The 12,924-nt window shown below is 71.5% G+C and carries 12 protein-coding genes; 7 read left to right on the top strand and 5 right to left on the bottom strand.

Annotation, left to right across the window (positions count from 1 at the left end):
* Positions 1 to 110 precede the first annotated feature (110 nt).
* Together N865_RS20440 and N865_RS20445 are read left to right on the top strand one after the other, a co-directional pair.
* On the top strand, positions 111 to 1,784 hold the full coding sequence (locus N865_RS20440; RefSeq protein WP_034810107.1) for an N-6 DNA methylase: 1,674 nt from the start codon (positions 111 to 113) through the stop codon (positions 1,782 to 1,784).
* A gap of 23 nt (positions 1,785 to 1,807) precedes the next feature.
* Positions 1,808 to 2,821, top strand: coding sequence for a hypothetical protein (locus tag N865_RS20445; RefSeq protein ID WP_211244940.1), 1,014 nt, complete (start codon positions 1,808 to 1,810; stop codon positions 2,819 to 2,821).
* Between the two features lie 13 nt (positions 2,822 to 2,834).
* Here the strand turns inward: N865_RS20445 and N865_RS20450 are convergent, their stop codons facing one another.
* Both N865_RS20450 and N865_RS20455 read right to left on the bottom strand, forming a co-directional pair.
* A complete protein-coding gene (locus tag N865_RS20450; RefSeq protein ID WP_034810101.1) occupies positions 2,835 to 4,427 on the bottom strand; it encodes an ATP-dependent DNA ligase in 1,593 nt (530 codons plus the stop codon).
* A gap of 114 nt (positions 4,428 to 4,541) precedes the next feature.
* Entirely contained in the window at positions 4,542 to 5,573 is a 1,032-nt protein-coding gene (locus N865_RS20455; RefSeq protein ID WP_034810102.1) for an alpha/beta hydrolase, read from the bottom strand.
* A gap of 128 nt (positions 5,574 to 5,701) precedes the next feature.
* On the opposite strand from N865_RS20455, the gene N865_RS20460 reads away from it, so the two are divergent.
* From N865_RS20460 to N865_RS20480, 5 genes are read left to right on the top strand one after another with little or no spacing between them, the layout of a single operon-like run.
* Positions 5,702 to 6,655, top strand: a complete 954-nt coding sequence (locus tag N865_RS20460) for an SDR family oxidoreductase (protein ID WP_084328428.1) — start codon at positions 5,702 to 5,704, stop codon at positions 6,653 to 6,655.
* Positions 6,652 to 7,419: a 3-oxoacyl-ACP reductase FabG gene (gene fabG / locus N865_RS20465; protein ID WP_034810103.1), complete on the top strand. Its 768-nt coding sequence runs from the start codon at positions 6,652 to 6,654 to the stop codon at positions 7,417 to 7,419. Before N865_RS20460 ends, fabG begins: the two co-directional genes overlap by 4 nt.
* 4 nt (positions 7,420 to 7,423) lie before the next feature.
* Entirely contained in the window at positions 7,424 to 8,482 is a 1,059-nt protein-coding gene (locus tag N865_RS20470) for a phosphotransferase family protein (protein ID WP_084328429.1), read from the top strand.
* Positions 8,482 to 9,708 carry an acyl-CoA dehydrogenase family protein gene (locus tag N865_RS20475; RefSeq protein WP_034810104.1) on the top strand — a complete coding sequence of 409 codons (1,227 nt, stop codon included), beginning with the start codon at positions 8,482 to 8,484 and terminating at the stop codon, positions 9,706 to 9,708. The genes N865_RS20470 and N865_RS20475 overlap by 1 nt, the downstream gene beginning before the upstream one ends.
* A gap of 21 nt (positions 9,709 to 9,729) precedes the next feature.
* Positions 9,730 to 10,899: an acyl-CoA dehydrogenase family protein gene (locus tag N865_RS20480; protein ID WP_034810105.1), complete on the top strand. Its 1,170-nt coding sequence runs from the start codon at positions 9,730 to 9,732 to the stop codon at positions 10,897 to 10,899.
* Positions 10,900 to 11,013: 114 nt separating this feature from the next.
* Here the strand turns inward: N865_RS20480 and N865_RS20485 are convergent, their stop codons facing one another.
* The 3 genes from N865_RS20485 to N865_RS23785 are packed head-to-tail and all read right to left on the bottom strand — an operon-like array spanning position 11,014 to position 12,877.
* Positions 11,014 to 12,066 (bottom strand): hypothetical protein, encoded by a 1,053-nt coding sequence (locus N865_RS20485; protein WP_034810106.1) that lies wholly within the window; start codon positions 12,064 to 12,066, stop codon positions 11,014 to 11,016.
* Complete coding sequence (locus tag N865_RS20490) at positions 12,063 to 12,770, bottom strand: LutC/YkgG family protein (protein WP_084328430.1); 708 nt, start codon at positions 12,768 to 12,770, stop codon at positions 12,063 to 12,065. The genes N865_RS20485 and N865_RS20490 overlap by 4 nt, the downstream gene beginning before the upstream one ends.
* Complete coding sequence (locus tag N865_RS23785; RefSeq protein ID WP_281173527.1) at positions 12,767 to 12,877, bottom strand: lactate utilisation protein LutB domain-containing protein; 111 nt, start codon at positions 12,875 to 12,877, stop codon at positions 12,767 to 12,769. Before N865_RS23785 ends, N865_RS20490 begins: the two co-directional genes overlap by 4 nt.
* Positions 12,878 to 12,924: the final 47 nt, after the last annotated feature.

The raw sequence follows: 12,924 nt of genomic DNA on the forward strand, positions 1-12,924 counted from the left end.
CCGCGAGGGTGGCGGGGCCTTGTTGCGTTTATGGGGCGCCGAGCCGCATGGCCCGGCCTGTCGCGTGCCCCCTCACTATGGTTGTTGGCGCACTGGTCCAAGATGGGCCCGTGAGCGCCGAACAGATCGAGGACACAGCAGCCCTTCGGAAGGCGCGAGGGGCCTTCTTCACGCCCGAGGAGATCGCGCGGTTCATCTCCGAGTGGGCTGTCCGTTCAGTGTCGGACAAGGTGCTGGAGCCCTCGTGTGGCGAGGCGGCCTTCCTTCTGGCGGCGGCCGAGCGCCTCGACCGGCTAACCGCGGAGACCGGTCAGGAGTTCTCGGGGCACCTCGACGGCGTCGAACTCCACGCCGCGTCCGCCGTGTCTGCCGAGTCCCACGTCCGCATGGCCGGCTACGAGACCACCATTCAGACGGGCGACTTCTTCACGGTCGAACCGACGTCCACATATGACGCGGTGATCGGCAACCCGCCCTATGTCCGGTATCAAGATTTCTCCGGCGAGTCGCGCCGCCTCTCGCGGGCTGCCGCCCTGCGAGCAGGCGTCTCCCTAACGGCCCTCGCGTCGTCGTGGGCGTCCTTCACGCTCCACTCGGCGATGTTCCTCCGCAAGGGCGGACGTCTGGGCCTCGTGCTCCCGGCCGAGCTCCTCAGCGTCAACTACGCCGCGGGGGTGCGCCAGTTCCTCATGGAGCGCTTCACACGCGTCGACCTCGTGCTCTTCGAGGAGCGAGTGTTCCCGGGCGTCCTGGAAGAGGTCGTCCTCCTCATGGCGGACGGGTTCGATGACGGCGGCACCGACCACTGCTTCGTATATCAGGCTCGCTCTGCCGCGGATCTGGAAGAACTGCTCGTGGCTCGCCGCTGGACGCCCGTCAACTCGGCGGACAAGTGGACGCCGTCCCTCCTTCCCCACGCCGCGTTCGACGCGTATACGACCCTCGTGTCGGGCGACGGCTTCACGGACCTGGAGGAGTGGGGCGATACCACCCTTGGAATGGTCACGGGCAACAACCACTACTTCGCCCTCACGGACGCCCGCGTCGCCGAGTTGGGCATCCCGCGCGCCGAGTTGCTCCCCTTGTCTCCTCCGGGCTCAACCCACCTTCGCGGGCTCACCTTCACCACATCCGCCCATGAGGAGATGCTTCGAGGCGGCTCCGCCGGGTGGCTGTTTCGGCCGTCGAATGGAGAGCCCTCAGAGGCGGCCTTGGCCTACATCGCAGCCGGTGATGCGACCGGGGTGAGCGAGGCGTACAAGTGCCGCGTTCGCAAGCCATGGTGGCGCGTTCCACTGGTCCCCCCGGCGGACCTCCTGCTCACGTACATGAACGCGGACACGCCGCGTCTCACGACGAACCGCGCCGGAGTTCACAACCTGAACTCAGTTCACGGCATCTACCTCAAGACGCAGCACAAGACACTCGGCCGTGACCTCCTGCCCCTTGCCTCGCTGAACTCGGTGACTCTCTTGGGCGCCGAGACGGTCGGGCGAGCGTACGGCGGAGGGATGCTCAAGATCGAGCCACGCGAGGCTGATCGCCTACCCGTCCCCTCGGCGCCGACCGTCATGGCCGCCAAGAAGGCCCTCTCACGTCTCCGGCCCAAGGTGACTCGTCATCTGCGATCTGGACGGCTGTTGGAGGCAACCCACCTCGTCGACGAAGTCCTCCTCGTGGGTGAGCTGGGCGTCAGGGTGACCGAACTCCGGGAAATCCGTGAGGCTCGTGCCGAACTCACCGCGCGCCGTACGGCACGCGGCATCAAGCAGGGCGGTCTCTGACGGTGCCTCGCAAGCCAGATGCCATGCAGGCGGTCTACGACCAAGTCCTCTCGGCTGCCCCTGTTGACGACCCGTGGACTCACGCCGCCGGTGGCACGCCTACCTACGCGCCCGCGTTCAACGTCCTCGCGGACCTTCTGACCTCAGCGGTGCGCCACGGCGCGGCCAGCGAAGACGGGATCTTCCCCAAGGGCATCGACCTGTGGCTCTCGTACGAACTACGCCGCTCGGGTTTCCGTGATCAGGAGACCTGGCCTCGCAGCGAGCGTCCCCGCGTCATGACGCGCGAAGTCATGGCCTTAATCGAGGCTCTGCCAACCCGCGTCACCGGCTTCAGGGGCCTGAACGTCAGGGACATCGTCCGCCAACGCGCAAACGAGATTCCAGCAGTGACGCCGACGAACGCCGTCGTGCTCGGCCGCGCGTACAACAAGCAGGTAGACGTCGTGATCGCCCGGTGGGACCGCGGTCCTGAACTCCTCGCGAGCACCAAGGCGCAGCTCAGTTCCTTCGGGAAGAACCTGCCGAACCGATTCGAGGAGGCAGTGGGCGACGCCGCCAACTTGACGAGCCGCTACCCGTTAACGGCGGTGGGCTTCTTCTTCCTGCAACGCGCGACAATCCTCACGAGCGAGCCCGACGTCTTCGAGCGCACGGTCGACATGATGCGCAAGCTTCGGTCGCATGCTCCCGGGCAGGGATACACCTCTACCGGACTCTGCTTGGTCGACTGGGACGAGACCTTGCCCGTGACCCAGCGAACGGTCGACGTGCTGCTCGACCGCGTTCCTCCGGATCTGCGTCCCGACAGATTCATGATCGAGATGATCGAGTACGTCCTCGCGAAGACTCCCATCACCGAGCACGTACCGGTCCGCGAAGGCTACGAGCGCCGCGACCTCGCCGTCGTCGAGGGTGAGGACGTCGAGGGTGAGGACGTCGAGGTTGGGGAAGTGGAGGTTGGGGAAGTGGAGGTTGAGGACGTCGTGGTTGGAGAGGAGGACTCGGGGCGGGACGGCCAGCCAACGCTGCTCTGACTCCGAGCCAGCGTCAGGGCAGTAGCGCCTGCAAGCTCTGGATCGTGTCAGCCTCACTCGTCGGCTTGTCGTCCCGGTAGCGGAGGACGCGGGCGAACCTGAGCGCGAGGCCGCCGGGGTAGCGTGTGGACCGCTGGACGCCGTCAAATGCCACCTCCACGAGTTGCTCGGGTCGGACGTGGACGACGTGACCCTCGCGGCGGGTCTCCAGTTCGAGGAACCTCTCCGTCTGCCACTGGAGCATCGCGTCGGTGAGTCCCTTGAAGGTCTTGCCTACGGGGACGAACTCGGTACGTGACTCTTCGCTGTCCAAGGTCTTGCCGAGCATGACGAGCTCACCCGTCTCGGCGTCTCGCGCGCCGAGGTGGATGTTGGACAGCCAGCCCTTCCGTCGCCCGCTGCCCCACTCGACGGCGAGGACGACGAGGTCGAGCGTGTGCCGGGGCTTGACCTTGACCCACCCCGGACCGCGGCGGCCCGCGGCATACGGCAGGTCGGGGTCCTTGACGACGACCCCTTCGTGGCCGGCGGCGACGAGGTCGTCGAAGAACGCCTGCGCGGCGGCGGGGTCGTCGGTGGCGACGCGGGGGACGAGCCACGCCCCGGGGACGGTCGCCGCGAGCCGCTCCCACCGCGTGCGGGCCGGCTCGTCGACCAGGTCGGCGCCGTCGAGGTGGAGCAGGTCGAAGAAGTAGGGCGTCAGGGGCACCTCCTCGCGCAGCCGCGCGACGTCGGCGCTGCTGGCCGTGCGCGCGCCCGTGACCTGGAACGGCTGGGGACGCCCGTCGGGCCCCACGGCGATGACCTCGCCGTCGAGCACGGCTGTCCCGATGGGCAGACGCGCCAGCCCCTCGGTGATCTCCGGGAGGCGCTCGGTCACCTCGTCGAGCGTCCGGGTGAAGAGGCGCACACTCCCCGGGCTCGTGCGGTTGTCGACATGGGCCTGCAGGCGTATGCCGTCGAGCTTGGTCTCCACGACGACGTCGCCTCCCAGCGTGGCGAGGGCACCGGCCACGTCCGGGGCCGAGCCGGCGAGCATCGGACGGAGGGGCCGGCCGACCTCGAGCGTGATCTCGTCGAGGGCGGCAACCCCGCCGGTCAGCGCGGCGCGGGCGACCGGTCCGGCGAACCCGGCGAGCATGACGGCTCGGCGCACCGCGGCGTCGGGGACGTCGGCCGCCCTGGCGATGGCCTGGAGCATGACCCCGTCGCCGGCGCCCTGGCGGGTCTCGCCGGTGATGAGCCCGCGGAGCCAGCGCTGCTCGTCGGCCGTGGCCTGCTCGAAGAGGGCACTGATGGCCGCGGACCGAGCCGCGGCCGACCCGGGCCCGGTGAAGGCGGCGATCGTCGTCGCGGCCGAGTCGACCTCCTCGACCGTCAGGCTCGGCGAGGCGGCGGGATCGGGCAGGCTCTGGAGTCCGCGCCAGCTGACCCCGATGCGCCGCTGGGGGAGCACGCCGGCGAGGTGCGCAGCGACGATCTCGACGGCGTCGGGGCCCTCGGCGGCGGCGCGGGTCAGGCACGCGGCGAGCGCCTCGACCTTGGCCGTGCGGGAGGCGGTGGCTGCCACGGCCCGCGAGGTCTCGACGACGTCGGAGAGGAGCATGCCCCCGATCCTGCCCCCGAGCGCCCACACCCGACCACTCGCGCCCGGGATCCGCACCGGGTCGGAGTCCGCACCCGGTCACGCCGAACCGGTCACGTCGTGCCGGCACTCGGGTCAGGGGACGACCCGTGCCCTCGTTGCCGTCAGCCGCTCGAGGAAGGCGAGCGCCCGGTCGAGGGCGAGACGCCCGGCGTCCGAGTCGAGGTCGAACTGGTACTCGTGCGGGAGCCTCGGCTCGTGCTCGGCCGGGAAGAAGAGCGTCTCGTGGTCGACGCCGAGCTCTGCGAGCCGGTCCGCCAGCTCGAGGCTGTGCTGGAGCAGCGGGTCGGCGTTGCCCGCCGAGAGGAAGGTCGGAGGGAAGTCGGGGGAGAGGTGGTGGGCGATCGAGGCCCGTTGGAAGCGGTCGTCGGAGGCGTGGTCCTTGATGCCGCTGTAGGACCACAGCGCCGTGTCGAGGAACCACCCGCCGAGCCGCGAAGAGCCCTTGGCGAGGTCGAAGTCGTAGGGCCCGCAGAAGAGGAGGTTGCCGGCGAGCTGCTCAGGGGCGAGGGACGGCGGGATGCCGACGAGCCGCGCGTAGGACGGGTCGGTCGTGAGGGCCGCCACCTGTGCGGCGAGGTGGGACCCGGCCGAGTCGCCGGCGAGGACGATCCGCGACGGGTCGACGTGCAGCCGCGTGGCATTGCGGGTGACGTGGCCGAGGGCGCGGTTGACCTGCTCGAGCGCCCGCGGGTACCGCGCCTCCGGGGAGATCGAGTAGTCGACGCCGACGGTCGTGTAGCCGTGCCCGGCCAGGACGCGCAGGTAGTTGGCGATGTCGCCCTTGGCGCCGGAGATGAACGCGCCCCCGTGGATCCAGACGATGGTCGGCCGTGCTTCCCCGTCCTGGAGCCCGCCCGGCGCGAAGACGTCGAGGCGCGCGTCGGGGTCGTCAGCGGCATACGACTCGTCGATGACCTCGGAGAGGCTGCGGGGGACGTGCGCCTCGAGGGCGGCACTCGTCCTGGCCGCACCGCGGTCGAAGACGGCGCGGATGAGCAGTGCGGAGGGCCACGGGGAGAGGCGGACGGCGACCGCCGCGGCGCCGACGAGGCCGACAACGCCGAGGAGGGTGGTGCCGACCCGCCGGGAGGCTCCGGTCGTCATGGAGCCGACCCTACTCGCGGGGCGCCGGCCCCGCAGGCCCCGAGATCGGGGGCCGTGGGCACTTGACGTGGACGCCGGGAGTCGTCAAGGTAAGCAAGCGCTTAGTCCCTCGACAGCAGGAGCGTCCATTGGCCGACACCGAGGTCACCACCGACGTCGCGACCGACGTCGCGACTGACGTCGCGACCGCCGTCACCACCGCCGTCACCACCGCCGTCGTCACGGGGGCCGCGCGCGGCATCGGCCGCGCCATCGCGGCCCGTCTGGTGCGCGAGGGCTGGCGGGTCGTCGTCAACGACGTCGACGCCTCCGAGCTCGCGACGGTCGCGGCCGAGATCGGAGCCGACGCCGTGCCCGGTGACGCTGCGAGCGACGCCGGCGTGCGCGCCCTCGTCGACGCGGCGACGGCACGCCTCGGGCGGATCGACGTCTTCTTCGCCAACGCCGGCATCGGCACCCTCTCCGGCATCGAGGCCACCGACGAGGAGTGGGCCCGCGTCCTCGACGTCAACCTCCTGGCGCACGTCCGCGCGGCGCGCGCCCTCGTGCCGGGCTGGCTCGAGCGCGGCTCCGGCCGCCTCGTCGTCACCGCGTCGGCCGCAGGCCTGTTGACGATGCTCGGCGACGCCCCCTACTCGGTGACCAAGCACGGCGCCGTCGCCTTCGCCGAGTGGCTGAGCGCGACATACCGACACCGCGGCATTGTCGTCCAGGCGATCTGCCCCCAGGGCGTCGCGACGCGGATGCTCGAGGAGTCCGGGCCCCTCAAGACGCTCCTCACGCGCGACCCCGTCGTCTCGGCGGACGACGTGGCAGAGGCGGTCTGGCAGGCACTCCAGGGCGACGACTTCCTCGTCCTGCCCCACCCGGAGGTGCGTGACTACGCGATCGCCCGCGTCACCCACCCCGACGCCTGGCTCTCGGGTATGAACAGGATGCAGCAGCGCCTCGACCTGCAGGGCGCCCCGCCCGCCTCCGCGCCCCGCCACGCCCCCCACGACGAGCTGCCCCACACGCAGCCCCACACGCAGCCCCACACTGAAGACGACATCCAGCACGACGACCAGCAGGAGACACCGTGACCGACCAGCCCACCCCGACCCGCACCGCAATCGTCACCGGAGCCGCCCGCGGCATCGGCGCCGCGGTCGCCAAGCGCCTGGCCTCCGACGGGTATGCCGTGGCCGTCCTCGACCTCGACGAGTCCGCCTGTGCCGCGGTCGTCTCCGAGATCGAGGCCGCCGGCGGGCGGGCGCTCGCGGTCGGGGTCGACGTCTCTGACGAGGCGGGCGTCCAGGCCGCGGTCGACCGGGTCGCCGGCGAGCTCGGCGCGCCGACGGTCCTCGTCAACAACGCCGGGATCATCCGCGACAACATGCTCTTCAAGATGAGCGCCGACGACTGGGACGCCGTCATGAACGTCCACCTCCGTGGCTCGTTCCTCATGACCCGTGCGGCCCAGAAGCACATGATCGACGCGAAGTGGGGGCGGATCATCAACCTCAGCTCGACGTCCGCGCTCGGCAACCGCGGCCAGGCGAACTACTCCGCCGCCAAGGCGGGGCTGCAGGGCTTCACCAAGACCCTCGCCATCGAGCTCGGCAAGTTCGGGGTCACGGCCAACGCCATCGCGCCGGGCTTCATCGCCACGGACATGACCCGGGCGACGGCCGAGCGGATGGGCATCACCTTCGAGCAGTTCCTCGAGGGCGCGGCCAAGGAGATCCCGGTCGGCCGCGTCGGCCAGCCCGAGGACATCGCGGCGACGGCGTCGTTCCTCGCGAGCGAGGGCGCAGGCTTCGTCTCCGGCCAGGTCATCTACGTCGCCGGCGGGCCGAAGGACTGACGCCGTGACCGACGCCGCCCGCGAACCCCTGCCGACGGACCGCGGCAGCGACCCGCCCGGGCTCCCGCTCGCGCCGCTCGGGGACTTCCTCGGACGGGAGGCGCCCGGCCTGCTGACCGGCCCGCTCGAGGCGCGGGTCATCGCGGGCGGCAAGTCCAACCTCACCTATGTCGTCGGCGACGGGCGGCGCACGGTCATCGTGCGCCGCCCGCCGCTCGGCCACGTCCTCGCGACGGCCCACGACATGGTCCGCGAGCACCGGGTCATCTCGGCCCTGCACGACACGCCGGTGCCCGTCCCCGAGACGTATGCCGTGTGCCCGGGCGACGACGTCATCGGCGCCCCCTTCTACGTCATGGAGCGCGTCGCCGGCACGCCCTACCGGCTCGCCGCGCAGCTCGAGCCCCTTGGGCCGCAGCGGACGCGGGCGATCAGCGAGCGAATGGTCGACACGCTCGTCGCCCTCCACGCCGTCGACCCCGAGGCGGTCGGGCTCGGGGACTTCGGGCGCCCGGAGGGGTTCCTCGAGCGGCAGGTCCGCCGCTGGAAGCAGCAGCTCGACGCCTCGCGCAGCCGCGACCTGCCAGGCATCGACGAGCTCCACGCGCGCCTCGCCGCGTCGGTGCCCGAGCAGGGGGCGCCCGCGATCGTCCATGGCGACTTCCGCCTCGACAACCTCCTCGTCGACGACACCGACGCCGTGACCGCCGTCCTCGACTGGGAGATGGCCACGATCGGCGACCCGCTCACCGACGTCGCCCTCCTCGAGGCCTACCAGTCCCTGCCGCTCATGATGGACACCGTGGCCGTCTCCGACGTGTCGCGCGCGCCCGGCTACCTCTCGCACGACGAGCGCCTCGGGCGGTATGCCGCCGGGAGCGGCCGCGACCTGTCCAGCCTCTCGTTCCACCTCGGCCTCGCCTACTTCAAGCTGGCCGTCATCCTCGAGGGGATCCACTACCGCTACATCCAGGGCCAGACCGTCGGCGAGGGCTTCGCGACGATCGGGCAGGCGACCGCGCCACTCGTGGCGGCCGGTCTCCGGGCACTCAAGGAGAACTGATGGACTTCGCATTCGACGCACGCACGGAGGAGCTGCGACAGGAGCTCCTCGGGTTCATGGACGAGCGGATCGAGCCGTCCCTCGCGACGTTCGACGAGCAGGTGTCCGCGCTCGAGGACCCCTGGGCCTGGAGCACCGTCCCGGTGCTCGCGGACCTCCGTCGAGAGGCGCGCGACCTCGGCCTGTGGAACCTCTTCCTCCCGGGCGAGCACGGCGCCGGGCTGACCAACCTCCAGTACGCCCCGCTCGCCGAGATCACCGGCCGGTCGGTCCGCCTCGCCCCGGCCGTGCTCAACTGCGCCGCCCCCGACACGGGCAACATGGAGGTCCTCGCGGCCTTCGGCACCGACGAGCAGCGGGAGCGGTGGCTGCGCCCCCTCCTCCGCGGCGAGATCCGCTCGGCCTTCGCCATGACCGAGCCGGACGTCGCGAGCAGCGACGCGACCAACATCGAGACGAGCATCCGCCGCGAGGGTGACGAGTACGTCATCAACGGCCGCAAGTGGTGGATCACCGGGGCGATGAACCCCGAGTGCGCGATCTTCATCGTCATGGGCAAGACCGACCCCTCGGCCGACCGGCACCGCCAGCAGTCGATGGTCCTCGTGCCGCGCGACACCCCCGGCCTCGAGATCGTCCGCGGGATGGAGGTGTTCGGCTACGACGACCGCGACCACGGCGGCCACGCCGAGCTGACCTTCACCGACGTCCGGGTCCCGGTCGACAACCTCATCGGAGACGAGGGCAGCGGCTTCGCCATCGCCCAGGCCCGTCTCGGCCCGGGGCGCATCCACCACTGCATGCGCTCGATCGGCATCGCCGAGGTCGCCGTCGAGGCGATGTGCCGCCGCGTCTCCGGCCGGGTCGCCTTCGGGCGCCCGCTGAGCGACCAGGGCGTCGTGCGGGACTGGATCGCCGAGTCCCGGGTGCGGATCGAGCAGCTGCGCCTGCTCGTCCTCAAGACGGCCTGGCTCATGGACACCGTCGGCAACAAGGGCGCCCACACGGAGATCCAGGCGATCAAGATCGCGACACCCAAGACCGTCGAGTGGATCCTCGACAAGGCCATCCAGGCCCACGGCGCGGGCGGCCTCAGCCAGGACCACGAGCTGGCGGCGGCCTTCGCCGGCATCCGGACGCTCCGGTTCGCCGACGGGCCCGACGAGGTGCACAAGAACGCGCTCGCCAAGGCCGAGCTGCGCAAGCACACCCACCCGACCCACTGACTCCACGAGAGGACCCCAGACATGGACTTCGACCTGTCGCCCGAGGACCGCGAGATCCGTGACTGGGTGCGCACCTTCGTTCGCAAGGAGATCCTCCCGCTCGAGCCGGAGGTGCTCGAGCGCGAGCGCCGGCACGAGCACGGCCTGCCTCCCGAGGCCCTGAAGGCCCTCCAGGACACCGCCAAGGCCGCCGGCTTCTTCGGCATCCAGACGCCCGAGAGCCATGGCGGGATGGGCCTCGGTGCGGTCTCCGCCGCGCTCATCGAGGTCGAGCTCGGCCGGTCGTTCGTGCCGTTCCGGTTCGCGGGCGAGGCCGACAACATCCTCTTCTCCGCGACGGAGGAGCAGCAGGAGCGCTATCTCGTCCCGACGATCAACGGCGACCGGCGCTCGTGCTTCGCCATCACCGAGCCGGGCGCGGGCTCGGACGCCCGCGCCATCCGCACGAGCGCCCGCCGCGAGGGCGACGAGTGGGTCATCAACGGCGAGAAGACCTTCATCACCGGTGGCAACGAGGCCGACTTCGTCATGGTCTTCGCCGTGACCGACAAGGAGAAGGGCGCCGACGGCGGCGTCACCTGCTTCCTCGTCGACCGCGAGCTCGGCTGGCGCAGCTCGCCGATCGACACGATGGGCGAGTGGGGCCCGGCCGCGCTCGTCTTCGAGGACGTCCGCGTCCCGCACTCGGCGATCCTCGGCGAGGAGGGGCGCGGCTTCGAGCTCGCGATGCGCTGGATCGGCAAGGGCCGTTACATGCTCCCGGCGCGAGCTCTCGGCTCGTGCGAGCGCCTCGTCGAGATGGGGATGGAGCACGCGCGCAACCGCGTCACCTTCGGGCAGCCGATCGCCGAGCGGCAGGCCATCCAGTGGATGATCGCCGACTCGGCCGTCGAGATCGAGGCGCTGCGCTGGCTCGTCCTCGCGGCGGCCTGGCAGGTCGACCGGGGGCTCGACTCGCGGCAGGGCCAGTCGATGGCCAAGCTCTTCGGCGGGGTCAAGGCCAACGAGATCGTCGACCGGGTCCTGCAGATGCACGGCGGCATGGGCTACACCCGCGAGCTGCCCGTCGAGCGGTGGTACCGAGAGCTGCGGCTCCTGCGCATCTACGAGGGCACCGACGAGATCCAGCGCCGCACGATCGCCCGCAACCTGCTCAAAGGTCACGCCTCCGTCCGCGGCCACCTGGGCTGACCCCGCCCGAGCGGGACCGCGCGGGGGCCGCCGACGCGGCCCAGCGGCATACTGCGGCGGCGGCGTGGTCGACCGACCCAGCGGCACACGGGAGCTGTATGCCGCTGGGCGGGCTCAGCGTCGACCGTGCCGGGCGATGTAGACGGCCACTCCGACGAGGCCGAGGCCCGCGACGAGCAGGGCGATCGCAGCGGCGAGCACGCCGGGGAACCACGTCTCCATCGCCCGAGGGACGACCGAGAAGGTCCCGACCGCGCCGATGGCGAGCAGGGACATCCGCCGCTGGAGGACCGCCACGCCGACGATCGCCACGATGGTCCCGATGGCGACGAAGCTGCCCCAGCTCTGCTCCTGGAGCATCATCGAGCCGACGACGAGTCCGGCGCTGCCGACGATGAGACCGACCGCCGGGGGACGGATGACCTCGAAGTGCGACAGCACGGCCCAGACGAGCGACACCACCCAGACGGCGAGCGCGGCGGGCCAGAAGTCGGGGTCCGCCCAGTTCGCCACGACGGTCGCGACGGTGACGAGGCCGGCCGCGAACGTGATCGCGTGCTGCAGTGGCGTGGGGTGCAGCCGCCAGAGGACGGCGGCGACGACGGTCGTCAGCGCCGCGGTCGCGATGGCGACCCGGATCCCGTCACCCCAGTGCAGCCCCTCGGAGGTCACGAGGGCCGTCGTCGCGGCGAAGGCGAACGTCCCGCCGGCCCAGAGGACCGCGCGGAGACGGTAGCCCGCCTCGGAGCGCTGCGCGGGAATGGCGAGGCCCGCCCCGAGGAGGGCGAGGCAGACGACACCCGCGAACGCCGCCCGGGCGGCGAACGACATCGACTCCCAGAGGGTGCCCATGATCAGGCCGAGGGCGACGACGGCGATGACGCCGCCGAAGTAGGCGAGCGCCTCCACGACGATGGACGGACCCGTCGCCCGGGCCGCCCGAAGGTCTGCCCTCGAGGCGACGTCCGGTAGCGCCGACGGAGTGGTGGCGGGCTCCCGCGCGACGACCTCGGCCGGCGGCACCGGCCCTGCGGTCGGTCCTGCGACTGGCTCGGGGAACCCTTCGAGGTCGTTGCGAATCCTGGCGGCCTGGTCCGGGTTGATGATCCCCTGCTTGACCCACCGGTCGACCAGTGCCGACAGGTCGGGGGACGTCGTGGTTGTCACGCCTCATGCTCCCGCCGAGCCTGCCCGCCGGCACGGGTCCTTGGTCCCCCTTTCTGGCTGCCGAGGGGCTCGGATCCGCCGGCCACGACGACGACGAGGGTGCGCGGCCCGTGCACGCCCTCGACTCGGCTCAGCTCGATGTCGCTCGTGGCCGAGGGCCCGCTGATGAACGTGAGGGGGCGTGCCGGGTCGAGGCGGGCCAGCCCCTCCGGGACGCTTCCCACGACGTCCTCGTGGCGGACGACGCAGACATGAGTGTCGGGCACGAGCGTGATCGCCCGCCGACCGCAGAGGGGTGACCCGTCGAGGACGATCGTCCCGGTCTCGGCGACCGCCACGACGGAGCCCGTGACGACCGCGCCGACGACATCGAGCTCCCGGGGCGTCAGGCTGCCGTCGTCCACGCGAAGACCCGGTGCGTCGGCCACCCACTCGCCCGGCACGCCACTCGCCGCGATGGTCTCGCGAATCTCCTGGTCGGAGAGCGCCTTCGAGACGGCTGCGCCGATGCTTGCCGCGTCACCGTCGACACGAACCACGAGGGCGCGGTAGTCCTCGAGCCGGTCGACGAGCAGCTCCACGAGCGCCGCAGACCCGGCAGGGTGATCGCCGCCCGTCCGGTAGTCACGCGGCACCTCGGGAGCGGGCGGTCCGTCACCGAGGGCGCCGCGGATCCGGGCTAGGACCTCGTCGCGCGCGCTCATGGCTGCTCCCCGCGGGTGCGCGCCCACCAGTCGCGGAACGTCTCCGCGGGTGGGCTCGGCGCGTCGCGCGACGCGGTCCAGCCGTTGAGCGGCGGCGGGAGCGGCACACGCGGGCGACCCCGACGTATGCCGTGCCGCGCGGTCCCGGCGGCCC

This window comes from Intrasporangium oryzae NRRL B-24470 (assembly GCF_000576595.1).
Classification (GTDB): domain Bacteria; phylum Actinomycetota; class Actinomycetes; order Actinomycetales; family Dermatophilaceae; genus Intrasporangium_C; species Intrasporangium_C oryzae.

Excerpts from the sequence above, each read along its gene's own strand:
- N865_RS20445 (WP_211244940.1), top strand. The coding sequence starts at position 1,808 with ATGCAGGCGGTCTACGACCAAGTCCTCTCGGCTGCCCCTGTTGACGAC.
- N865_RS20450 (WP_034810101.1), bottom strand. The coding sequence starts at position 4,427 with ATGCTCCTCTCCGACGTCGTCGAGACCTCGCGGGCCGTGGCAGCCACC.
- N865_RS20455 (WP_034810102.1), bottom strand. The coding sequence starts at position 5,573 with ATGACGACCGGAGCCTCCCGGCGGGTCGGCACCACCCTCCTCGGCGTT.
- N865_RS20475 (WP_034810104.1), top strand. The coding sequence starts at position 8,482 with ATGGACTTCGCATTCGACGCACGCACGGAGGAGCTGCGACAGGAGCTC.
- N865_RS20480 (WP_034810105.1), top strand. The coding sequence starts at position 9,730 with ATGGACTTCGACCTGTCGCCCGAGGACCGCGAGATCCGTGACTGGGTG.
- N865_RS20490 (WP_084328430.1), bottom strand. The coding sequence starts at position 12,770 with ATGAGCGCGCGCGACGAGGTCCTAGCCCGGATCCGCGGCGCCCTCGGT.